This is a genomic window from Shewanella donghaensis (genome assembly GCF_007567505.1).
GTDB lineage: Bacteria > Pseudomonadota > Gammaproteobacteria > Enterobacterales > Shewanellaceae > Shewanella > Shewanella donghaensis.
This window is the reverse complement of record NZ_CP041783.1, coordinates 2,466,178-2,488,267: the sequence shown is the minus strand read 5'-3', so window position 1 is coordinate 2,488,267 and position 22,090 is coordinate 2,466,178. Positions and strand designations below refer to the sequence as shown.

Genomic DNA, 22,090 nt, shown 5'->3' with positions numbered 1-22,090 from the left:
CAGCTTTAAAAGGCTTCCATAAGGAAGCCTTTTTTATCGCTCTTGTGATCAATTGTTATATAATTGATGGCATATTTTTAACGATGTTTACTAAAGGCAATTTATTTGTGGCAGTGTCGGTAGCAGGCGGTGTAAGACCTGGAAAAGTAATTGAAGTTGAGCGCAGACTTTATAAGCAGCTAATTGTGGGCAAAGATAAACTGCCCCAGCAATTTGATGATCTCGATAAGCAACTTGAAGAAGATGCCAATAAGCTTGAGGTCGAACGATTAGCAATTAAAGCACGCTTAGAAGAGCAGGCTAGGGCTCAGTTAGTATTAAAGCGGATCGATGAACAGCTGAGTCAAACTGTAATGAATGCGCTTGAACATCAGTTAAACTCTCCTCAGCAGATGTTAGAGCAATCAGGTTTGGAAGAATCACAGATTTTGCTGTTAGATTTACTCCTCAATAAAGATCCTGATCTTCGCCGAATCCGCCCATTGGTTGAAAATATTAGTTGGCTATTTAAGGATTTAGTTAATTTAATCAACAGTCCTGCATCGAGTCATCGCCGGCCACAACGCTCAGAAGTCAAAGTCACTGATATTAAGTTAGTGCTCAATTATATTGGCATTGAAAATTTACAAGCTGTGGTGCCTTATTTTTGTCTACGCAATTGGCTACCCTCAGGTAATGCCAACCTTGTTTGGACAACTCGAAAGTTATGGCGCTACAGCATGATGACTGCAATAGCTGCGAAAGCATTAGCGGTATTACACAATAAAGATGTCGCGTTGGTTTACAGCGCCTCATTGATGAACCAATTGGGTTCAGCAATCATTTTAAACTCAAGTGCGAGACAATTTGAAATTACCTGGGGCACATGGCTTCGTGAAACCAGTGCTAAAGGGGATAAGACGCTATATGACGCAGTGATGGCTTCTGAATTTCCTGCTAATGAAGTGTTTGAAAAAGTCATGTCAGATGGTGAACAGTTAAATTGGCAGTTATTGGATTTAATGGACTTTGAAACCAGTAAATTAACCAAGCTATTAAAAGAATTAGATTTTAACTATCACTTTAGCGAGTTTTCAGCGGAAAGCGCCATTGTTGCCAAAGCCAGTTGTTTCGCTAAAGTTTTACTACTTGAAGAGTCGCGATTAATTGAGCCGCAAGAAAAGCGAGTGATGTTTGATTATTATGAGTTTAGCGAACAAGAGTTAATACGACTGAAAGCACAGAATTATCGTAAGCTTGATTTAGTTTAAAATCAGCCTATGTATTGCTTAAAATGATGACTACACTTGTTTAGTTATGCATTTTTGATGAATAGCTAGCTGATTCAGGGCCAAATAAGTTTTTTTATGACTATTTATGCTCTAAATAGGCTGTATAGGCACTTTGTATGTGAACTTTGTTAACTCTTTATGCATTATTCATTTCGGTTATGAATAGTTAATAGCTAAAAACTGGTATTTTGATCACGTTTTAGCTAATAATGTCCTTCAAGCAACATAAACAACCGCAGCATTACTAAACCAAAATCAATACAGCTTGCGGGATAGAGTGACTTTTGAGTCACTAATAACCTTAAGGAACGAAAAGCAATGAGCGTTGAAATGAACTTAACACGTGCCCAATTTGATGAAGTCATGGTGCCTAACTATGCGCCTGCAGCCGTAATCCCAGTTCGTGGAGAAGGTAGTCGAGTTTGGGATCAACAAGGTAATGAGTTTATTGATTTTGCTGGTGGTATTGCAGTGAATTGTTTAGGGCATTGCCATCCAGCACTTGTTGGCGCACTTAAAGAGCAAGGCGAAAAGCTTTGGCATTTATCAAATGTAATGACCAATGAGCCGGCATTAGAGCTTGCGACTAAATTGGTTAACGCGACTTTTGCAGAACGTATCTACTTTGCTAACTCTGGCGCAGAAGCGAATGAAGCAGCATTGAAATTAGCGCGTCGTTACGCTCTAGATAACCATGGACCACAGAAAGATCAAATCATTGCATTTGATAAAGCATTCCATGGCCGTACATTTTTCACTGTAACTGTTGGTGGTCAAGCTGCTTACTCTGATGGTTTCGGCCCTAAGCCACAAAGTATTACTCATGTACCATTCAATGACATTGCAGCACTAGAAGCGGTTATCTCTGATAACACTTGTGCGATTATGCTTGAGCCTCTTCAAGGTGAAGGCGGTATTATCAATGGTGACCCTGAATTCCTAAAAGCTGTTCGTGCGCTTGCTGATAAGCATGATGCGTTAGTTATCTTTGATGAAGTACAAACCGGTGTTGGCCGTACGGGTGAATTATTCGCTTATATGGGAACTGATATTGTTCCTGATATTTTAACTAGCGCTAAAGCGTTAGGCGGCGGTTTCCCTATCGCAGCAATGCTAACAACAACGAAAATCGCTGCACATCTTAAAATTGGTACTCATGGTTCTACTTACGGTGGTAACCCACTTGCCTGTGCCATTGCTAATGCCGTTATGGATGTAGTGAATACTCCTGAAGTATTGAATGGCGTTAAACATCGTGAGCAGTTGTTCCGTGATGGTTTAGCGGCAATTAACGCAAAATATAATGTATTTACCGAAGTGCGTGGTAAAGGCATGTTATTGGGCGCGGTACTGAACGAACAATATGCTGGCCGTAGTCGTGATTTCCTTGTTGCCTCTGTTGCAGAAGGTTTAATGAGCCTAATGGCTGGTGCAAATGTGGTTCGTTTTGCCCCATCTCTTGTTATCCCAGAAGCTGATATCGCTGAAGGTTTAGCACGTTTTGAACGTGCTGTAGCTAAAGTGGTTGCAGGTTAATAAATAAAGAAAGCGCAGGTGTAAACTTGCGCATTTTTGTTGGGTTATCAGTAATAGAAAGTCTTCAATGGCTTTTTGTTGCTGGTTTATCAAGGAGTGTTAGATGCTAATCATACGACCAATTCGTGCGAGTGATTACGAAGCTCTATATAACGTAGCTGTTGAATCTGGCCATGGATTCACATCCTTACCAGTCAACGAAGAACTGCTACGTTCAAAAATCGCTAGAGCAGAAGCCTCTTTTTCCAAGCAAGTTGAAAAACCTTTCGATGAAGGTTATTTGATGGTGCTTGAAGATTTAAAAACTAATCAAGTTGTTGGTACCTGTGGTATCGAAGCGGCAGTTGGTATGGAAGATGCTTTTTATCATTACCGTCTAGGTACTGAAGTTTATCATTCAAAACAGATCTCTGTTCGTAACGAAGTGGAAACACTGACCTTGTGCCATGACTACACTGGTGCAGCAGAATTATGTACTTTGTTTTTGAATAAAGAATATCGCAGAGGCTATAACGGCCGCATGCTTTCTCGTTCACGATTCTTATTTCTTGCTCAACATGAGCAACGTTTTGGCAGTACGGTTATTGCGGAAATGCGCGGTGTGAGTGACGAAAAAGGCGATTCACCTTTTTATGAATGGTTACAAGATCATTTCTTGGGCATTGATTTCGTTGAAGCTGATTATTTGTCAGGTTTAGGCAAGAAAGCCTTTATGGCTGAAATGATGCCAAGAAGCCCAATACATGTCTGTTTATTGCCAAAGAAAGCGCAAAAAGTGATTGGCGAAGTGCATCGTAATACTAAACCTGCATTGAAGTTACTGCAGGTTGAAGGGTTTAAATTTAGAAATTACGTCGATATTTTCGATGGTGGTCCAACTGTAGAATGTGCACTTTCTGACATTCGCTCAGTGATTCAAAGCCGTCTACTCACGGTCACTATCGGTAAGATGCCTCATGCAGATCATCAGTACATTATTGCCAATACTTTGTTAGCGGATTACCGCGCAACAGCGGCAAGAATATTAGTTTCAGAAGAGCATGATAACGTCACATTGAGCCCACAATTAGCCGAAGCGCTAATGGTGAAACAAGGCCATCAAATTCGCGTACTAGAACTGTAGGACACAGCAAATGACACAATTTATCAAAGGCCAATGGTCTAATGGCGAAGGTCATGAAGTTACATCACTAAACCCAGCAAATGGCGAAGTTATCTGGAGCGGCAAGACTGCAACAGAAGCGCAAGTTGATACAGCAATTGATGCAGCGAGAAGCGCACAGTTTGACTGGTTTATGTTGGGTTATGATGCACGTTTGGCCATAGTTGAAGCTTACCGTAGCGAACTCGAAGCGAATAAAGCTGAGCTTGCTGAAGTGATTGCACAAGAAACCGGTAAACCGCAATGGGAAACAGCCACTGAAGTTGGCGCTATGATAGGTAAAATAGGCTTATCTGCTGCAGCTCATGACAAACGTACTGGTACTGAGACCAATGATATTCCTGCTGGTCGCGCCGTTTTACGTCACAAGCCACATGGTGTAGTTGCCGTTTTTGGTCCTTATAACTTCCCTGGTCATTTACCAAATGGTCATATTGTTCCTGCATTGCTTGCCGGTAATACCGTGGTATTTAAGCCATCAGAGTTAACTCCAAAAGTGGCTGAAGAAATGCTAAAACTTTGGGACAAAGCGGGCTTGCCACAAGGTGTCATCAACCTGGTTCAAGGTGAACTTGAAACAGGTAAAGCATTAGCATCTCACCCTCAAATTGATGGACTATTCTTTACCGGTAGTTCTCGCACTGGTCACTTGTTACATCAGCAATATGCTGGTCATCCAGGTAAAATCCTAGCGCTTGAAATGGGGGGTAATAACCCATTAATCATCAAAGATGTTAAAGAGACTAAGGCTGCTGTACATGACATTATTCAGTCTGCCTATATCTCATCTGGTCAACGTTGTACTTGTGCACGTCGTTTGTACATTCAACAAGGCGTTGCTGGTGATGCATTAATTGCTGAGCTTGTTACTGCGATTAAGCAAATAAAAGTGGGTAGCTGGAATGCACAGCCTCAGCCATTCATGGGATCCATGATTTCAGATACTGCTGCCAAAGGTATGGTAGCTGCACAAGCTAACTTACTGGCATTAGGTGCTAAATCACTGGTTGAATTGACACAGGTTGAAGCGGGTACAGGTCTTGTTTCTCCAGGCTTAATTGATGTGACATCAATTGCTGAATTGCCAGATGAAGAATACTTTGGTCCATTATTACAATTGGTTAGATACCAAGATTTTGATGATGCTATCGAAATGGCAAACAATACTCGTTATGGTCTTTCTGCTGGTTTACTCGCTGATAGTCGTGAAGATTATGATTACTTCTTAGCGCGTATTCGTGCTGGTATTGTTAACTGGAATAAGCAAATAACAGGCGCATCTGGCGCAGCACCATTTGGTGGTGTTGGTGCATCAGGTAATCATCGTGCAAGTGCATTCTATGCTGCTGATTACTGTGCATACCCTGTTGCTTCAGTTGAAGCTGATAGCGTGAGCTTACCTGCTAAATTGAGCCCTGGTTTATCTATCTAATCACTCATTTTGCAACTAAGGCAATGACTGTTGAAGTCATTGCCTTTTTTTAAAGAAGGATTTTATCATGCACACCGACGTTAACGCTTTATTCGCCTCTTTATGGCAAGATTACATCAATATGACGCCATCAGCGGCAAATATTCATCAACTGTTGAGTAAAGGTGAGCCGATCATTAATGATCATATTGCACTGCGTACTTTTAACATTGAGAAAGTAAACCTTGCTGTTTTAGCTACGCATTTTGAGTCAATTGGCTATGTCGATAGCGGTGATTATCACTTTGAACAGAAAAAGCTCATCGCAAAACATTTTGAACATCCAGATCCTAATCAGCCTAAAGTCTTTATCTCTGAGCTGTTAGTTGAAGAGTTTAGCCCTGAAGTGCAAAGCATTATTCATGGACTTGTGGATCAAGTTGATGCCGATGCAACCACTGCTGATAACTTTTTGTATTCAGGCTGTCATTGGCGTGTCGATATGGCTACTTACAAGACATTATTAGCTGAAAGTGAATATGCTGCATGGGTTGCTGCGATAGGTTATAGAGCCAATCACTTTACAGTTTCAATCAATGAATTACCTGATTTTGAAACTATAGAGTCTGTTAATGAAGCGCTTAAAGGTGCAGGTTTTACTTTAAACAGTGCTGGTGGTGAAATTAAAGGCTCATCTGAAGTGTTATTAGAACAGTCATCAACAATGGCAGATCGTATGGCAGTCAGTTTTGCAGATGGTGAACTTGACATTCCGACTTGTTTCTATGAGTTTGCACGCCGTTTTCCAATGGCAAATGGCAAGCTCTATACTGGTTTTGTTGCAGCCTCTGCTGACAAAATCTTTGAAAGTACTAATGCAGCAAGCTAGTTTCTAGTTAGATTTTAAGTTAGTGGTTAAATACGTACGCTAGCTGTAATGCTAATACAAATGGTACAAAGAATAAAAAGCCAGATAAGTTTCCTTATCTGGCTTTTTCTATTACTAAATCTGAGCATAAAACTCGAGCGGTTATCAATTACTTTTTTGCATTATCGTCTGTGATTTTGCTATTAGGAATGGGAAACTTAATACAAACATGCAACCCTTTAAGCTCATCACTGCGGCTAAATTGCAGTTGATAGCCGTACTGCTCCACTATTTCTTTTACAATTGATAGACCCAAGCCATGACCTATAACAGCTTCATCGAGTCTTTTGCCTCGATTCGTTAGTTGGCTGATTTGATCGTCATTTACACCAGGGCCATCATCTGCAATGCACAGTGATGTAGAGTGTTCTTGCTGGGAAATGTTAACGCTGACGGTTGAATGGGCCCATTTGTAGGCGTTATCTAATAAATTACCAAATAACTCCATACCGTCTTCACGATGAATAGGTAGACGACTGATATTGTCTGCTGCATCGATAGTGCAGTTGATATCTTTATTATGATGCACTTTATTCAATGTACTGATTAGTGATTCAAAATCTCTCGGCACGACCATTTGAGCGGCAGGCAACATATCGCCAGTGATTCTCGCTGCGGTGAGCTTACGCTCAATCATCTTACGGATAAGGTCTAGTTGCTGCTGCATGGCTTCAGCCGCTTCTGGATTTGATAACCCTAGCACTTCTACCTGTTGCTGCATTACCGCTAGCGGTGTTTTTAATCCATGGCTTAAATTGCCAAGATTATTGCGACTGCGTTCAATCTGATTGGCGGTGTAATCTAATAGCTCGTTATAGGTTTCTGCGAGTGGTTTAATTTCAACTGGAATTTGGGTTGTTTCTAGTGCTCCAATTTCACCTTGACGCAGCTTAGCTAACGAATCTTGAATATGTTTTACGGGCTTAAAAGACTGACGTAAGATGATAAAAATACCGCAGATCATGGCGATAAGCATGGCAATATTTATGGCCAGTTTAGTGCCAAAAATTTCGCTAAATACTCGCCGGCCAATACTCAAATCTTGTGCAACAGTTAGTGTTGCCACTTTTCCGTTATTATTGGAGCCCACGCCAATAGACAATAATTGCATATCATTATTTTTAGGGCCTTTTGCCTGCCAAACTCGGGTTTGATTATATTCCAATCGTTCAATATCGAGTTGCACATCCCATAAGGATCGTGAACGAATGATTTGATTTTCCGAATTTATTTGAAAATAACGGCCAGAATAGGCAGGTTTATAGAAGCTAGATAATTCATTTTGATCGATAACGATTTCACCAGCGTCAATATGACTGGCGATAATGATGTGTTCTAAATCTTCTTCAAGTCTGTTGATAATAGAATCGTGAAACGCTTGTCGCAGCATCGACTCAAATAAAATGAGGCCGATGACTGTGGCAATGATCACTAAACCACTCAGCCATAAGCTGAGCTTACTGCGGATTGATATCATTCAACGATGCCGTGAAAGATATACCCTTGGCCTCGGCGCGTTTCGATGGCGGTTTTACCCAATTTTTTGCGTAAATGGGTGACATAGACTTCAACTACATTAGATTCTTTTTCGTCATCAAACTGATAAAGCTTATCGGTCAACTGCGCTTTAGACAGTAACTTTTTCGGCGACATTAAGAATATCTTTAACAGCCTAAATTCCATCGCCGTTAATTCAAAAAGATTTTCACCAATATGGACGCACTGTTCAGACTCATCAAGGGTGATACCGCCATAGCTGAGTTGTTTAGATGAAGTATTAAGACGTCCATGGGCACGATGAATCAGTGCTTGTATGCGCGCTAAAAGCTCTTGTGCGTGGAAAGGCTTTGCAAGGTAGTCATCTGCTCCAGCATTAAAGCCTTCGACCTTCTCGTGCCATTGACTGCGTGCAGTAAGCATAATGACAGGAGTATCTATGCCTTTTTCGCGCCATGACTGCACTAAAGTCAATCCATTACCATCAGGCAAGCCAATATCTAAAATGACACAGTCATATTGGGTTTCTTTGATTAGGTAATCAGCTTCAACAGCTTTATCCGTTACGTCAGTGACGTAACCAGCCTGTTTGAGTTGTTTTTCGAGCTCAGCAACTAAGAGGGTATTATCTTCAACGAGTAGCAGTTTCATTTATTCGGCATTCACTTGGTAGTTGATCGATTGATTCTGGCATCCCATTAGTCGCATCAAGGAATAAATGGATGACATGCCCTTTATCTAGCTTTAATTGTAAATCATAACGCCATTTATCATCCTCTTGATAGAGGCTGGCATCAATTAATTCACCATCACAGTATTGTGCAAGTAAAGTGAGTGAATAATCAAGTGATCGAATGCTACCAGATGTGACTAACTTCTGAACTTCGTCATGGGGTAGTTCAGGGGTGATTGCATAAGTTTGTTGGCTTAGAGTCAATGCCAGTAAACTGATAGATAAAGCTGTCAGCAACCTCATCGGAAAGACTCCCATAAAAAAAGTGATAATTAGAATTTCTAATTATCACTTTAATTAATCACCCTTAAATCAAGCTGAAGCTTAAATTAACGAGTGCCATATACCACTATAGTTTTACCGTGCGCTTGAATCAGGCTTTGTTCTTCAAGCATTTTCAAAATACGGCCAACGGTTTCACGTGAACAACCTACAATTTGACCAATCTCTTGACGAGTAATCTTAATTTGCATGCCATCTGGGTGAGTCATCGCATCAGGCTGTTTAGCGAGATGTAATAATGTTTGTGCAATACGTCCTGCAACGTCTAAGAAAGCTAAATCACCCACTTTTTGGCTAGTGCTGTGTAAGCGGTAAGCCATTTGTGCTGTTAACTTCATTAGGATTTCAGGGTTAACCTGAATAAGTTGCTTGAATTTCTTGTAAGAAATTTCAGCGATTTCACAAGGTTGCTTAGCGCGAACCCAAGCTGTACGTTCAGCTTGCTCTTCGAATAAGCCAAGTTCACCAATGAAGTCACCTTGATTAAGGTAAGAAAGGATCATTTCTTTTCCTTCTTCATCTTTAATCAATACAGCCACAGAACCTTTGACGATGTAGTACAAAGTATCAGATTCTTCACCTGCGTGTATCAAGGTGCTCTTAGCTGGGTATTTATGGATGTGACAGTGTGAAAGAAACCATTCCAAAGTTGGATCAGGTTTAGGCTTGCCAATCAGAGCCATGCGTATTTCCTCGATTGATAAAATGAAAGTAAGGACTATCTAATAAAGTAATTGTACTTGAGTTAATGTCTCAAAACTTTGATGAAGATCGAGTTTAACATTAAGAAAACCCGACAGGCATTGTATTAACTTATTAATTTAAAATTTATTTTTGCTACTTTAGATAATCATGCCAATCTAATTTAGTAGTGTCGATTTTATTTGGCAAGTAGTTATTCGCTTAAAACACAAAAGATTTAGTGTTTTATATCGTTATTATCACTTTAGATGAACTATTTCTCATGATTAAAGCTAATTCGTTTATTGTAAAAATGACAATTGCTGGTTATTGTTAATTTAATTATAAAAGTAGAGTCTATGTGGTTGAGGTCGATTTGAAATATTCACAGAAACTATTAAGCCTCGGTTTAGCTTGTTCATTAGGCGTACTTACGAGTGTTAGTGCACCCGTTCATGCTTTTTCGATACCGGTTTCGCTTGAGTCACAAGCGGCGACAAAGTTGGTGCACATTCAACTTCGTGCAGCAGAAGGTAATACCGACGCACAGTTTTTGCTTGGTTTAATGAGCCTTGCGGGACGATTTGTAGACCAAGATATTGATCAAGGAATTTATTGGCTAGAGCAAGCGGCCGCACAAGATCATGTTAAAGCGCAGCAAACCTTAGCTGATTTATCATTTGAAGGGAAAATGCTTCCTCGCGATCTCGCTGTGGCCGAAAAATGGTATCAAACATTGGCTAAGCAAGGCGATCAGCGAGCGCATTTCCGCTTAGGCTTTATCTACTCTGCTGGTGGTGATGGCATTGTCCGTAATTGCGGTAAGGCGTTAGAGCAATTCACTAAAGTTGGCGATGCTATCGCACTAGGTAATGTCGCATGGATTTTGGCTACTTGCCCAGAAGAAGAATATCGAGATGGCTCACGGGCTGTAGAACTTGCATTGCAGTTACTTGAAAACAATTCTAATGATCCAACTAATTTAGACAACCTTGCAGCGGCTTATGCTGAGCTCGGTGAGTTTGGATTAGCTGTAGATACGCAAGAAAAAGCGATAGAGGCGTTAAAACAAAATCCAGAAGTCGCCCAAAGCGATGAGTTTATTCAGCGCCTTGAACAATACCAGCAAGGTAGAGCCTATCGTGAAATCATTCCATTAATGAATTAATGACTCTTTGCTTAAATTGAAACGGCCTAATGGCCGTTTTTTTGTGTCTAAAAAAGTTAAATTTCTAATTCATGGCTATGATTAACATAAGTTTATTACAGATTATATTGCAATCAAAAGGTCAATGTGATGAATAAAAAATTACAAATTTATCAACTAGCAGTTATTTTCAGTTTACTGTTTTCACTGTTAGGTTTTTCTTATAATGTTTGGCGGATGGAAGTGACAGAGCATAATAGCAATGTCAGAACTGCTTGTTTTGAAATGTTATTAGAATTAGCCCAGTTACAGCAATTAGTCTATGCAGCCCATTATGATAACGATACTGAGCTAGGTAACCCAAGAGTCGGCTGGGTTAAAGTCGGGCTGATTGAAGATTTAAGTACCTTAGCAAATGAACAGGTTAAATCAGAGGCAGGGAAGTTAACCGTAACGTGGTCAGAACAATGGCAGAACATGAATGAAATCGAAGCGTCAAGTATAGAAATAGTGGGACAGATTGATGAAGTTAGAGGCCAAATTAAAGTGTTACTGGTATCTTTGAATTAGCCATTGTGCAAATTGAGTGTGCGAGTATAGAGAAGAGTGCCTAAGCGGTATTATTTAATAAAGTTTCAAAAGGTAGTTTGCTGATATGCCCAAGTGCGCTAACAGATAAAAATGGGGGAATTAACACCCATGAGCACATCAACTATCGTTCTTTCGCCTGAAATCCCGATGGTTGGGATCATAAGGCCACAGGCTTAAATCAAACTTAAGTAAGCAGTTTTATTGAAGCCTTATTCTGATGTCTAAATATCAGTGTCGTTACCTGTTTTGTTATCTAACTCGGTTGCCGTTGCTTTTTTCTGGATTATGTCTTTAATTAACGGCGTTAAGATTAACTCCATTGCGAGAGACATTTTCCCGCCTGGTACCACGAGTGTATTAACTCGAGACATAAACGCCCCATCAATCATGCTGAGGTAATAAGGGAAGTCGACGTTATTAATTCCCCTAAAGCGAATAACGACAAAACTTTCATCCAAACTTGGAATATCTTTAGCACTAAATGGATTTGATGTATCTACTGTTGGCACTCGTTGAAAATTGATGTGAGTACGAGAAAACTGTGGTGTCATATGTTTGATGTAGTCATCCATACTACGGACAATTGAGCCCATTACTTTTTCGCGGCTATGTCCTCTATCTGAAGTGTCACGAATAATCTTTTGAATCCACTCCAAATTGACAATAGGTACCATACCAATCAGTAAGTCCACATGTTGAGCAACGTCGGCATCTTCTGTTACCACACCGCCATGCAAGCCCTCGTAATACAGTATGTCGGTTTGTTCAGGCAATGGGTGCCATTGTGTGAATGTGCCTGGCATTTGGTTAAACGGCACAGCTTCATCGAAAGTATGCAGGTATTTACGGGTTTGACCTTGGCCTGTTTCTCCATAGCTTTGGAAACATTCTTCAAGTTTTACAAAATTATTGGCTTCAGGGCCGAAATAACTGAGGTTGTTATTATCTGCCTGAGATTTACGGATTAAGACTTCCATTTCTGCACGGGTGAAATTATGAAAACTGTCACCTTCGATAAAAGCGGCATTAATACCAAGTTGGCGAAAGATATGAGTAAATGCAGTTGTCGTTGTTGTTGTACCTGCTCCAGATGAGCCTGTAACAGCAATTATGGGATGTTTAATTGACATTTATCCTACCTAGATCAAAACGTGAAGAAGTTAATAGCGAAGAATTTTTAGCATTTATGATCGACTAGTCTTTCACATTCACATGTTTAAACTTGAAGAAAAACAGACTCTATTTATACGGCCTGAATTGGTTTAGGTCAATCATGCAGTGTGAGAATGAGCGTTAATCATTATGAGTCGGATAAGCAAGGTGATCTTTTTGCCTAATCGCAATTGATTCATCTTCCTCGCTAAATTCGACTTTGAGTTCGCCTTGTTTAAGGGCTTGTTTACATTGGTCGATGGCATTTTGTAATTGCTGGTTATCTAATTGCCCAAAAGAACCATCTTCAACTTGAGTGAATAAATACTCTTTAATTAAATTGTTTAATGTGTCCTGAGGTAACTGTAATAAAGCATCGTAAGGAATAAGCATAAGTTAACTCTTTATAAAATGGATGATTCTAGATTCAAGATAAAAACGAGGTTTCCAAGGTAAGCCGCCAGAAATAAAGCCGACATGCCCACCATTAGGGTGCAGTTCGTATTCTACATGTTCAGACAATTCTACCGCAGCAGGGATGACATCATCAGTCATGAAAGGATCGTCCTGAGCATGGATCACCAGTGTCGATTTTCCTACCGCTTTTAAATAAGGTTTGCCACTGGCTTTTTGATAGTAATCGTTTACATCGATAAAGCCATGCAAAGGGGCCGTGATGTGATCGTCAAACAAATAAAATGTCGATAATTGCTCAATTTTATCCTTTGATATTGGCATTTTTTCGACTAAATTCTGTTGTGCCACTTTTTGCTGCATTTTGGCTTGCAGCTGCTTAATCAAATGTTGCTGATAAACCGTCGAGAAGCCTTTTTCTAGCTTTTTAGCGCAAGCGGCTAACCATAATGGTGCTGACACAATAATGGTTTTAGTGAGTAAACTGTTATCGCCTTCTTCACCTTGATATTTAGCCAGCACATTGCCACCCAGGCTGTATCCGACAGCATAAAGTGGTGATTCTGGGAATTGCGCGTGCAATTGAGTGAGAGTGAAGCGAATGTCGTCCGTATCACCACTATGGTAACTTCTTGCTAGGCGATTGGGCTCCCCTGAACATCCTCGGTGGTGATGAACCACGGCGCAAAGGTTATTTTCTTTAGCGGTTTGCAACATTCTTCTGACGTAATGAGAGTCGCTACTGCCTTCAAGTCCATGGAGGATAACAAGAATTGATTGACCGTTTTTAGGTGTGCCTAACCAGTCTAAATCAATGAAATCACCATCAGGAAGCTCTTGTCTTAGTCGATCAATATCTGGTTTGGCCACTTTAAAAAAAACAGGTAAAATCGTTTGAATATGAGGACTTACTGCCCACCACGGTGGTGTGAAAATCTTTTTCATAAGGGTATTTTTTATGCAATAGTTTGTTAATATTCAAACGTGTGTTTAAATGCTGTTAGCGACCACTTTATCATAGAAGTTTGCAGCAAGGGATAACAATGAAACGAAGAACCTTTTTGACTGGCGCCTTTACAGGCACTGCCGCGTTGGCATTAGGAGTGAGTTTATACACGCCTGAAATCAACGAACACCCAGATGATACTCATCGTTTGTTATTCAGCGTGTTGATCCCCGTATTTATGCAAGATGCCTTGCCTGATGTGACCAATTATCGTGATGCGTTTTTGAATCGCACTATTATCGCCATTAACCAGACGATCAGTGTATTACCCGAAGATCAAAAACAAGAACTTGAGCAACTGTTAAATATGCTCGAAAGCCGTATTGGTTTGTTAATTCTAACCAGTAGTATCACGCCCTTAATGCTGCGTTCTCCTGCGGAGTTAGCCACGATGCTGGAAAAGTGGCGATACCACTTTCTTGAAATGATGCAAACGGCTTATTTAGGCTTGCGTGAATTAATCATGGCCAGTTACTACTCGTGCCCAGAACATTGGGGGCGCTTACATTACGCCAAACCGACTTTTCTTGATGATGACATTAGTTAATTAGACCGTATTTAGGAGTTATTCAGTGGCCAATAATATTATCGATCCTATTACAGCAGGATTAAAAGCAGGTTGGCAGCACATTGATGCCAGTACGCTTGAAAGTGATCAGCATTTTGAAGCTGATGTGGTGATTGTAGGTACAGGTGCTGGTGGCGGTACTGCCGCAGAAATTCTCACTGAAGCAGGTCTTTCTGTGATTATGGTTGAAGGCGGTGCACTTAAGTCTTCGAGTGATTTTAATATGGAAGAGCGCCGCGCCTACCCTGATTTGTACCAACAAGCCGCCGGTATGAAAACCTCAGATAAAGGCATTGGTATTTTCCAAGGCAAAAGTGTTGGTGGTTCTACTACGGTCAATTGGACAACCTCCATTCGAACACCTGATAATGCACTCGCTTTTTGGGCACAAGAAAAGTCAGTAAAAGGGTTATCCTCAGAAATTCTATTACCCTGGTTTGAAAAAATGGAAGCCAGACTGAATATCAGTGAGTGGCAATATCCACCCAATAGAAATAATGCTGCGCTGCAAGAAGGTTGTCAAAAACTGGGCTGGGAACATACGGTTATTAAACGTAATGTTAAAGGCTGCTGGAATACGGGTTACTGTGGAATGGGTTGTCCTGTAAACGCCAAGCAATCGATGTTGGTGACAACAATACCCAGCGCTCTAGAGCAAGGTGCAAGATTAATATCGAATGCCAAAGTAACGGATTTACAGCACAAAGGCGATAAAGTTGTTGGCTTAACTGCCACTGCTCAGGTAGCTTCTGGCACTGCAGCAAGCCTTACTTTTAAAGCGAAACATTATATTTTAAGTGCAGGAGCTATTCACACACCTGCCATTCTAATGCGTGCAAAAACCCCCGATCCCCATAAGCAATTAGGTAAAACTTTCCTACATCCAACACTATTGTCAGGCAGTATTTTTGATAAACAAATAGATGGTCATAGTGGTGCTCCTCAGTCGATTTATTCTGATGAGTTTGTTTGGAAAGATGGCGCTGCTGGAGAGCTTGGTTATAAGCTTGAAGTCCCTCCGATTCATCCGGTGTTAATTGCCTCAAAAACCATTGGCTATGGCAGATCCCATGCTGATCTGATGACTCACTTTAATAACTTGCAGGTAATGATTGCGTTAGTGCGTGATGGTTATTCTGAGCAATCTCGAGGCGGACAAGTTCGCTTAACGGATTCAGGTTTTGCATTAGATTATCCGCTGGAGAAGCCTTTTTGGGATACCGCAAGAAGAGCTTTTGCTACCATGGCGGAATTACAGTTTGCCGCTGGTGCTAAAGAAGTTGTCCCTATGAATGACGGTGTTGCTAAGCAGCTTAACTGGCTACAAGCCAAAGAAACTATTGCGAATATGGACATAGGTTTATTAAAAACCATTGTGGCTTCAGCACATGTTATGGGCGGCTGTGCGATGGGCGAAGATAAGACTCAATCAATGATTGATAGCGAAGGTAATTCACATTACTTTGAAAACTTATCGGTGATGGATGGTTCAATGTTTCCAACCAGTCTTGGCGCTAACCCGCAATTGTCGATATACGGCATAGTGGCACGAAATGCGACGTTATTGGCACAACGTTTAAAGCCAAGCATTAAGTTGTAAATCTAAAGCTATAAAGTGAAAGTCATAAAGTGGAAGTCTGATGAAACCAGTCTATTTAGGTATGAACGAATAGGCTGGTTTTTACTATTGTTAGAAATGGTTCAGCTAGATTGTAAGGCAGTAAAAAAGTCAGTATTGATGCCAAATAAACACAAATAACTATCAGCATTATAGTTTTTAGTTGTCGAAATTAGCTCGACCTTATTATTTTCTAACTCAAACTTATTTAACTTTTTTTGTAGCATTTGTTGGGTTTTTCGTTCCATCATCAGCTCTATATCGAGCATTTTCTGATATTCGTCTGGCAGTAAACGGGACTTAGCTAAGCGGCGAAGTTTACGATATGGGCTGACGACTTTACTATCCCAGTCTTCAATTGTTGCAGCTAGCGTTTCCCATTGTGCAAGCGCTAAAGGGTAAGCTTGCTGGTCAAGGTATTGGGCTAGCAGTAATAAATTAACATTAACTTGGTAATCGTCCTGAATGCTTATATAACTGGTTGGATTGCTAGCATATAGGCTTTCACAATCTCGCCAAATCAATGAATTAAACTGCTGCACTAATTTATTCCTCTTCCTTGCCGTGTATCAATCTCTTAAACGCACTGACCGCAAACTCATAGCGACAACTTACGGCATCATCGAAATAACGATAGCGAGGAATTAACTGATATCAAATTCTTGTTCTATGACTTCGATTTCTTCTTGTAGTTCAAACCAGGTCATTTCACTTTCATCCATGGCTTGGGTTAATGTTGTTCTTTCATTAAGAACTTTAGTCATTTTAGCTTTATTTTCAGCTTCATAGAGTGACCCATCAGCCAACTCCACTTCAAGTTCAGCTAATCTTGCTGTTATTTTTTGCTGTTCAGTTTCTAATTTAATTTGTTTCTTGCGCAGTGGTGATACTTTTTGCCTAAGTTCTGCTTCTAACCGTTTTTGCTGCTTTTTATCGACAGTTGGTTTGGCTACACCATCTTTGTTAGCGTTAGATTGAGCAGCTTTTGCTGCATCTAATAACCATTGATGATAATCATCTAAATCACCTTCAAAAGGTTTAACTGCACCTTGATCTACAAGATAATAGTCACTGCAGCTTAAACGTAAAAGATGTCTATCATGTGACACAATCACCATAGCACCTTCAAAAGATTGCAATGCCATAGTTAGTGCATGTCGCATTTCTAAATCTAAGTGGTTGGTTGGTTCATCAAGTAGTAATACATTTGGACGTTGCCAAACAACTAAGGCAAGCACTAAACGTGCTTTCTCTCCACCAGAAAAAGGCCTTACAGGGGCAAGTGCCATATCACCATTAAAACCAAAGCCGCCGAGAAAATTGCGCAGTTCTAATTCTTTAGCATTTGGCGCTAGGCGAACCATATGTTGTAAAGGGGTATCATCCAGACTTAAGAATTCGATTTGATGCTGAGCAAAGTAACCAATATTCATACCTGGGTTAGGTTGGTATCGACCTGTTTTAGGTTGTAACTGTCCGGATAACAACTTAATTAACGTTGATTTACCTGCGCCATTTCGGCCCAGTAATCCAATGCGTGCGCCCGGTACTAAATTGAGTTCGACTTCGCTTAGAATGGTTTTATCATCGTAGCCGATAGAAACCTTTTCCATGGTGACTAACGGATTAGGCAGGGCTTCAGGTTCGCGAAAAGCCATGTGAAATGGGCTGTCTGCATGAGATGGCAGTAAATTAGCCATTCTCTCAAGTGCTTTTAAACGGCTTTGTGCTTGCTTGGCTTTACTGGCTTTATATCTAAAGCGATCAACAAATGTTTGCATATGGGCACGTTCTTTTTGCTGACGTTCATAAGCGACTTGCTGCTGCGCCATACGTTCAGCACGCACACGTTCAAACGAGCTGTAGTTACCTTTGTAGTAATTAAGCTTGGTATGTTCTACATGAACAATTTCATCCACAATTCCATCAATAAAATCACGGTCATGGCTGATTAAAATAAGTGTGCCTTGGTATGCTTTAATCCAACCTTCTAACCAATACATGGTATCTAAATCTAAATGGTTGGTGGGTTCATCGAGTAGCAATAGATCTGAACGGCATAACAGTGCTTGAGCCAAGTTGAGGCGCATGCGCCAACCACCTGAAAAACTCTTCACCGGATTGTGTTGGTCAGGTTCGCTAAAGCCAAGACCTGCAAGCAGCGAGCCTGCTCGTGATTTGATCGCATAGCCACCAATAGCATCAATTTTTCCGTGAATAAGCGCAATATTATGCCCATCATCTTCATCTTGTGCTTTATTCAGCTTAGCTTCTAATTCTTGGTATTCTGTATCACCATCAAGCACATACTCTAGTGCTGACACATCAAGTGCAGGTGTTTCTTGCGCTACTGTGGCTATTTCCCAACCCGCTGGCAGGCTAAACTCGCCTTTATCAAGTTGCAGTTGACCTAAGATCAAAGCCAATAGTGTTGATTTTCCCGTGCCATTAGCACCGACGAGGCCAACTTTATGTCCTGGATAGACGGTAAGATTGGCTTCATCGAGTAACGTTTTGGTTCCGCGAATGAGTTGAGCTTGGCTGATGTTGATCATGAATGGCAACTTGATTGGAGTGAATGCGAAAAGTGCAGCGATAATAACGTATACCAATACTGAATGAAATTTTATTTGTCTGATTAGCGAAGCACTTCTTTGCAAATCATGGCAAAATAGCCATACAGGCACAGCTCAACTAAATTAGAAAAATAATATCACTATGGCAAAAATTAAAAAACGCTTTGTTGCAGGGGCAAAATGTCCTAAATGCAGTACACAGGATAGTATCGTTTTGTTTAAAGAAAATGGTATTGAAACAGTAGAATGCATTGACTGCGATTATCAAGAGCAACAGACTGAAGCTAAAGTCGCTGAGAAAGCCAATGGCAATATGATAGGTGTGTTTAAACCTGATTAATAAATGGGGGATGTCTAGCTTAACTGATTTTCACATGGCTGGCAGCTTCGATAAAATAAAGGCTATAAGTGTTAAATTTATAGCCTTTAATATGAGTGACTAATCTGTCTCATCACTCTCTTTTAGAATTTTTGTTTTGTGCTCAATGAGGACAATAATCACGTGGCGATTATTTTTCATTAACTCATTAAAGCGTTGGTTAATTTCTTCTAGGTCACCAATATATTCTGGGTCATCTTTCTCTTTCTTATGCCAATAACGATTACGATCTAGTTTTTGTATTTCACTGGCACGAAGAATTTCAAAATAACTACTTTCTTGTTTTAATCGGTAAACTTCGCTATCAAGCAATTGGATTAACTTTTCTTGCGAAATGGTTTTTTTCTTTAATAATGCTTTTAAAGGATCTTCTTTTAACACGACTTTATCAGAGTCGACTTCAGTCGTGATACCCAGTTGATACTCGATTTTATGCTGACGATACTCTTTTGGACAGACAGTTTGACTGAAGACAACTTTATCGTCTTTCATGCATTTGAAGATTGTATTCGCAGAGGCAAATTGGCTCCCCATAAAAAACACAAAAATGAATATTTGTAATAGTCTTGTTGGCATTCGGCCACAGATCCTTTTGTTATCCAATATCGCTCAACGTTATTGTTGTGTGTATATGAGAAGGTTACCGCTAGTAGCTCAATATCCATTGAACTTCACTGGTTGTTGTTGATTATAGTCGGTTGTGGCAATAATGTTCGAATATACTAGTTAACTATGACGTAATATTAACAATAACGCCAGTTTTTTGACAGCAGTTTTTATAGATAAGTCTTCAACTTCTCTATAAATTTGTGAGGCTTAGTGAATCATAGACTAAGTCTCACAACTGTTATGGCGGATGTCTTAACGACTGAAAGTGAGGTTATCGATTAAGCGAGTCTTACCAATAAAGGCGGCAATTAGTATGACTAAGTGGCGATCTTTTGTGCGGGGTAGGGCAAGTGTAGAGGCGTTTCGTACTGCTAAGAAGTCCATTGTAAAACCGGCTTCAACAAGTTGTTGTTGCGCTTTTTCAATGCATTCTGTTATTGAATCACCCGCACAAACTTGCTCGGCAATATAATCCATTGCACGTTTAATGGCAGTTGCTTTAACTTTTTGTTCAGCAGATAAAAAGCCATTTCTGGAGCTCATTGCTAAACCTGAAGCCTCCCGAACCGTATCAATACCAATAATATCTATGGGTAAAGATAAATCTTCTACCATGGCGCTGATAACCATCAATTGTTGATAATCTTTACGGCCAAAAACAGCGACATCAGGTTGAACAATATTAAATAATTTACAGACAATTGTTGCTACACCACGGAAATGTCCTGGACGGCTAGCACCACAAAACTCTTCGCCAATTTTTGGCACTTCAACAAATGTTTGCTTATCTAAACCTTTTGGATAAATGATATCCGGTGTCGGTGTAAACAGCAGTTCTGCCCCCGCGTTAACTAACGCATCAGCGTCATCTTGTAAAGTGCGAGGATAGGCATCTAAATCTTCATTTTGACCAAACTGCATTGGGTTAACAAAAATAGAGACAACCACATGATGTGCTCTTTTAAGTGCTTCAGTGACTAAAGTAATGTGTCCTGAATGCAAATTGCCCATGGTAGGCACAAAAGCAACGGTTTCCCCTTGCATATGCCATTGCTTTACTTGCTTTCTTATATCAGCAATATTCGCGGTGGTGATCATCAACTTTTACCTAAACTATTCTAAATAATGCCAATAATATTAATTAAATGAGTGTTCAGCTGTTGGGAAAGTGCCATCTGCGACTTCATCAATATACGCTTTCACTGCAGAGCGAATTTCACCAGTTTGCTTCAAATAGTTTTTAGAAAATTTTGGAATATAGCCACTAGAAATACCTAGAACGTCATGCATGACCAAGATCTGACCGTCGGTATCAGCACCAGCACCAATCCCAATGACAGGTATTGTTAATGCCTGTGAGATTTTTTTCGCTAAAGAGCTTGGTATGCATTCAACCACAAGTAATTGCGCGCCAGCAGCTTCTAAAGCAATCGCATCATCGATCATGCGTTGGGCTTTATCTTCTTCACGACCTTGGATTTTGAAACCGCCAAAGACATGCACAGATTGCGGTGTTAACCCTAAATGAGCACAAACAGGAATACCACGTTCAGTAAGCTTTTTGACACTATCGAGCAGCCATTCACCGCCTTCAAGTTTTACCATGGTTGCGCCCGCTTGCATCAAAATGCTGGCATTTGTCATGGTTTGTTCTGGCGTTGCGTAACTCATGAAAGGCATATCTGCGATAAGTAAGGCGCGCTTACAGCCTCTGCTGACACTGGCAGTGTGGTAAGCAATATCATTAACAGTGACAGGGAGGGTATCGCTGTGGCCTTGTAAAACCATTCCTAAAGAATCACCAACAAGCAGTACATCGACGCCTTCGCTATCAAATGCACTGGCAAAGCTAGCATCATAAGCGGTTAGTGCGGTAAATTTCTTACCTTCTTTTTTGAATTTAATAAGGGTTGAGCTAGTGACTTTTGACATAATAAACTCTTCAAATAAATCATATTCAAATAATTGAAATGCAGTCAGAATTGTCGTTACAAGTAGCTAAAGTTGAATTAACTCTGCCCGCATTTCTTCAGTAACAAGGTGTTGTAATTTATTGGTACAAGGTAACACTAAATCAGTCGCTATATCAGCGAGAGGCACTAAAACGAAACTACGTTGTTTCATACCATAGTGCGGAACTGTCAGTCTGGGTAATGCTATTTTTTGATTACCATATAATAGAATATCGAGGTCTAAGGTTCTAGGTCCCCAACGTAATTCTCTTACTCTGCCTTGATCATTTTCAATTGCTTGCAATGCATCAAGTAAAGCGATGGGTGATAATGAGGTTTTAAAACTGACCACGCCATTAACATAATCAGGTTGCTCGACATCACCCATAGGCACTGAACGATAATAAGGGGATGTATTAACCGTATTCTTTAGCGCTATTTGGCTAATTGCAGCAACAGCGTCATCTAACTGTTGCTTTGGATTTTCAAGGTTGGCACCAAGGGCAACATAGACAGTTGTCGCCTTGGTGATTTCTGCGCCAGCAGTTGCACTAGCAATTGAAAGTGCATGGCTCAT

23 protein-coding genes are annotated in these 22,090 nt (G+C 40.4%); 10 read left to right on the top strand and 13 right to left on the bottom strand.

Annotation, left to right across the window (positions count from 1 at the left end):
- Positions 1-107: 107 nt before the first annotated feature.
- The 5 genes from FPK91_RS10615 to FPK91_RS10595 all read left to right on the top strand — a co-directional run bounded on the left by FPK91_RS10615 (position 108) and on the right by FPK91_RS10595 (position 6,269).
- The gene (locus tag FPK91_RS10615) at positions 108-1,250 is read left to right on the top strand and encodes an HDOD domain-containing protein (protein ID WP_144214325.1); all 1,143 of its coding nucleotides are present in this window, start codon (positions 108-110) and stop codon (positions 1,248-1,250) included.
- A 339-nt stretch (positions 1,251-1,589) separates the two neighbouring features.
- Positions 1,590-2,807: an aspartate aminotransferase family protein gene (locus FPK91_RS10610; RefSeq protein ID WP_144211201.1), complete on the top strand. Its 1,218-nt coding sequence runs from the start codon at positions 1,590-1,592 to the stop codon at positions 2,805-2,807.
- A gap of 103 nt (positions 2,808-2,910) precedes the next feature.
- Positions 2,911-3,930 (top strand): arginine N-succinyltransferase, encoded by a 1,020-nt coding sequence (gene astA / locus FPK91_RS10605; protein ID WP_144211199.1) that lies wholly within the window; start codon positions 2,911-2,913, stop codon positions 3,928-3,930.
- Between the two features lie 10 nt (positions 3,931-3,940).
- A complete protein-coding gene (gene astD / locus FPK91_RS10600) occupies positions 3,941-5,401 on the top strand; it encodes a succinylglutamate-semialdehyde dehydrogenase (protein WP_144211198.1) in 1,461 nt (486 codons plus the stop codon).
- A gap of 67 nt (positions 5,402-5,468) precedes the next feature.
- On the top strand, positions 5,469-6,269 hold the full coding sequence (locus FPK91_RS10595) for a DUF1338 domain-containing protein (RefSeq protein WP_144211196.1): 801 nt from the start codon (positions 5,469-5,471) through the stop codon (positions 6,267-6,269).
- A gap of 148 nt (positions 6,270-6,417) precedes the next feature.
- Here FPK91_RS10595 and FPK91_RS10590 read toward each other — a convergent pair whose 3' ends face one another.
- The 4 genes from FPK91_RS10590 to crp all read right to left on the bottom strand — a co-directional run bounded on the left by FPK91_RS10590 (position 6,418) and on the right by crp (position 9,503).
- Entirely contained in the window at positions 6,418-7,785 is a 1,368-nt protein-coding gene (locus FPK91_RS10590) for an ATP-binding protein (RefSeq protein ID WP_144211193.1), read from the bottom strand.
- Positions 7,782-8,456: a response regulator gene (locus FPK91_RS10585; RefSeq protein WP_144211190.1), complete on the bottom strand. Its 675-nt coding sequence runs from the start codon at positions 8,454-8,456 to the stop codon at positions 7,782-7,784. Before FPK91_RS10585 ends, FPK91_RS10590 begins: the two co-directional genes overlap by 4 nt.
- The gene (locus tag FPK91_RS10580; RefSeq protein WP_144211188.1) at positions 8,437-8,781 is read right to left on the bottom strand and encodes a PepSY domain-containing protein; all 345 of its coding nucleotides are present in this window, start codon (positions 8,779-8,781) and stop codon (positions 8,437-8,439) included. The genes FPK91_RS10585 and FPK91_RS10580 overlap by 20 nt, the downstream gene beginning before the upstream one ends.
- Before the next feature lie 86 nt (positions 8,782-8,867).
- Positions 8,868-9,503, bottom strand: coding sequence for a cAMP-activated global transcriptional regulator CRP (gene crp, locus FPK91_RS10575; RefSeq protein ID WP_144211186.1), 636 nt, complete (start codon positions 9,501-9,503; stop codon positions 8,868-8,870).
- A 374-nt stretch (positions 9,504-9,877) separates the two neighbouring features.
- Between crp and FPK91_RS10570 the strand changes: the two genes are divergently transcribed.
- Together FPK91_RS10570 and FPK91_RS10565 are read left to right on the top strand one after the other, a co-directional pair.
- A complete protein-coding gene (locus FPK91_RS10570) occupies positions 9,878-10,669 on the top strand; it encodes an SEL1-like repeat protein (protein WP_144211184.1) in 792 nt (263 codons plus the stop codon).
- 129 nt (positions 10,670-10,798) lie between these two features.
- Positions 10,799-11,218, top strand: coding sequence for a hypothetical protein (locus tag FPK91_RS10565; RefSeq protein WP_144211182.1), 420 nt, complete (start codon positions 10,799-10,801; stop codon positions 11,216-11,218).
- A gap of 242 nt (positions 11,219-11,460) precedes the next feature.
- Here FPK91_RS10565 and FPK91_RS10560 read toward each other — a convergent pair whose 3' ends face one another.
- The 3 genes from FPK91_RS10560 to FPK91_RS10550 form a co-directional block, all read right to left on the bottom strand.
- Positions 11,461-12,369 (bottom strand): phosphoribulokinase, encoded by a 909-nt coding sequence (locus FPK91_RS10560; RefSeq protein ID WP_144211180.1) that lies wholly within the window; start codon positions 12,367-12,369, stop codon positions 11,461-11,463.
- A 163-nt stretch (positions 12,370-12,532) separates the two neighbouring features.
- Complete coding sequence (locus FPK91_RS10555; RefSeq protein ID WP_144211178.1) at positions 12,533-12,784, bottom strand: YheU family protein; 252 nt, start codon at positions 12,782-12,784, stop codon at positions 12,533-12,535.
- A gap of 3 nt (positions 12,785-12,787) precedes the next feature.
- Positions 12,788-13,750 (bottom strand): hydrolase, encoded by a 963-nt coding sequence (locus FPK91_RS10550; RefSeq protein WP_144211176.1) that lies wholly within the window; start codon positions 13,748-13,750, stop codon positions 12,788-12,790.
- Between the two features lie 98 nt (positions 13,751-13,848).
- Between FPK91_RS10550 and FPK91_RS10545 the strand changes: the two genes are divergently transcribed.
- Both FPK91_RS10545 and FPK91_RS10540 read left to right on the top strand, forming a co-directional pair.
- Positions 13,849-14,358, top strand: a complete 510-nt coding sequence (locus FPK91_RS10545) for a TAT leader-containing periplasmic protein (protein ID WP_144211174.1) — start codon at positions 13,849-13,851, stop codon at positions 14,356-14,358.
- Positions 14,359-14,383: 25 nt separating this feature from the next.
- The gene (locus FPK91_RS10540; RefSeq protein ID WP_144211172.1) at positions 14,384-15,979 is read left to right on the top strand and encodes a GMC family oxidoreductase; all 1,596 of its coding nucleotides are present in this window, start codon (positions 14,384-14,386) and stop codon (positions 15,977-15,979) included.
- A gap of 101 nt (positions 15,980-16,080) precedes the next feature.
- Here the strand turns inward: FPK91_RS10540 and FPK91_RS10535 are convergent, their stop codons facing one another.
- Both FPK91_RS10535 and FPK91_RS10530 read right to left on the bottom strand, forming a co-directional pair.
- Complete coding sequence (locus FPK91_RS10535; protein ID WP_144211170.1) at positions 16,081-16,539, bottom strand: TIGR02444 family protein; 459 nt, start codon at positions 16,537-16,539, stop codon at positions 16,081-16,083.
- A 102-nt stretch (positions 16,540-16,641) separates the two neighbouring features.
- Positions 16,642-18,552 carry an ABC transporter ATP-binding protein gene (locus FPK91_RS10530; protein ID WP_144211169.1) on the bottom strand — a complete coding sequence of 637 codons (1,911 nt, stop codon included), beginning with the start codon at positions 18,550-18,552 and terminating at the stop codon, positions 16,642-16,644.
- Between the two features lie 163 nt (positions 18,553-18,715).
- Between FPK91_RS10530 and FPK91_RS10525 the strand changes: the two genes are divergently transcribed.
- A complete protein-coding gene (locus FPK91_RS10525) occupies positions 18,716-18,913 on the top strand; it encodes a YheV family putative zinc ribbon protein (RefSeq protein WP_144211168.1) in 198 nt (65 codons plus the stop codon).
- Positions 18,914-19,012: 99 nt separating this feature from the next.
- On the opposite strand, the gene FPK91_RS10520 is transcribed toward FPK91_RS10525, so the two are convergent.
- The 4 genes from FPK91_RS10520 to folK form a co-directional block, all read right to left on the bottom strand.
- Positions 19,013-19,486: a DUF4124 domain-containing protein gene (locus FPK91_RS10520; protein ID WP_144214323.1), complete on the bottom strand. Its 474-nt coding sequence runs from the start codon at positions 19,484-19,486 to the stop codon at positions 19,013-19,015.
- A gap of 327 nt (positions 19,487-19,813) precedes the next feature.
- Positions 19,814-20,659, bottom strand: coding sequence for a pantoate--beta-alanine ligase (gene panC, locus FPK91_RS10515; protein ID WP_144211166.1), 846 nt, complete (start codon positions 20,657-20,659; stop codon positions 19,814-19,816).
- A gap of 39 nt (positions 20,660-20,698) precedes the next feature.
- Complete coding sequence (gene panB, locus FPK91_RS10510) at positions 20,699-21,493, bottom strand: 3-methyl-2-oxobutanoate hydroxymethyltransferase (RefSeq protein ID WP_144211164.1); 795 nt, start codon at positions 21,491-21,493, stop codon at positions 20,699-20,701.
- Between the two features lie 66 nt (positions 21,494-21,559).
- On the bottom strand, positions 21,560-22,090 hold the full coding sequence (gene folK, locus FPK91_RS10505; RefSeq protein ID WP_144211162.1) for a 2-amino-4-hydroxy-6-hydroxymethyldihydropteridine diphosphokinase: 531 nt from the start codon (positions 22,088-22,090) through the stop codon (positions 21,560-21,562).

Bases quoted from the DNA above. Each gene is read 5' to 3' on its own strand.
- panB (WP_144211164.1), bottom strand. From the start codon at position 21,493: ATGTCAAAAGTCACTAGCTCAACCCTTATTAAATTCAAAAAAGAAGGT.
- FPK91_RS10595 (WP_144211196.1), top strand. From the start codon at position 5,469: ATGCACACCGACGTTAACGCTTTATTCGCCTCTTTATGGCAAGATTAC.
- panC (WP_144211166.1), bottom strand. From the start codon at position 20,659: ATGATCACCACCGCGAATATTGCTGATATAAGAAAGCAAGTAAAGCAA.
- FPK91_RS10530 (WP_144211169.1), bottom strand. From the start codon at position 18,552: ATGATCAACATCAGCCAAGCTCAACTCATTCGCGGAACCAAAACGTTA.
- astA (WP_144211199.1), top strand. From the start codon at position 2,911: ATGCTAATCATACGACCAATTCGTGCGAGTGATTACGAAGCTCTATAT.
- FPK91_RS10610 (WP_144211201.1), top strand. From the start codon at position 1,590: ATGAGCGTTGAAATGAACTTAACACGTGCCCAATTTGATGAAGTCATG.
- astD (WP_144211198.1), top strand. From the start codon at position 3,941: ATGACACAATTTATCAAAGGCCAATGGTCTAATGGCGAAGGTCATGAA.
- FPK91_RS10590 (WP_144211193.1), bottom strand. From the start codon at position 7,785: ATGATATCAATCCGCAGTAAGCTCAGCTTATGGCTGAGTGGTTTAGTG.
- FPK91_RS10550 (WP_144211176.1), bottom strand. From the start codon at position 13,750: ATGAAAAAGATTTTCACACCACCGTGGTGGGCAGTAAGTCCTCATATT.
- FPK91_RS10585 (WP_144211190.1), bottom strand. From the start codon at position 8,456: ATGAAACTGCTACTCGTTGAAGATAATACCCTCTTAGTTGCTGAGCTC.
- FPK91_RS10565 (WP_144211182.1), top strand. From the start codon at position 10,799: ATGAATAAAAAATTACAAATTTATCAACTAGCAGTTATTTTCAGTTTA.
- FPK91_RS10555 (WP_144211178.1), bottom strand. From the start codon at position 12,784: ATGCTTATTCCTTACGATGCTTTATTACAGTTACCTCAGGACACATTA.
- FPK91_RS10525 (WP_144211168.1), top strand. From the start codon at position 18,716: ATGGCAAAAATTAAAAAACGCTTTGTTGCAGGGGCAAAATGTCCTAAA.
- FPK91_RS10520 (WP_144214323.1), bottom strand. From the start codon at position 19,486: ATGGGGAGCCAATTTGCCTCTGCGAATACAATCTTCAAATGCATGAAA.
- FPK91_RS10560 (WP_144211180.1), bottom strand. From the start codon at position 12,369: ATGTCAATTAAACATCCCATAATTGCTGTTACAGGCTCATCTGGAGCA.
- FPK91_RS10580 (WP_144211188.1), bottom strand. From the start codon at position 8,781: ATGAGGTTGCTGACAGCTTTATCTATCAGTTTACTGGCATTGACTCTA.
- crp (WP_144211186.1), bottom strand. From the start codon at position 9,503: ATGGCTCTGATTGGCAAGCCTAAACCTGATCCAACTTTGGAATGGTTT.
- FPK91_RS10545 (WP_144211174.1), top strand. From the start codon at position 13,849: ATGAAACGAAGAACCTTTTTGACTGGCGCCTTTACAGGCACTGCCGCG.
- folK (WP_144211162.1), bottom strand. From the start codon at position 22,090: ATGAGCCATGCACTTTCAATTGCTAGTGCAACTGCTGGCGCAGAAATC.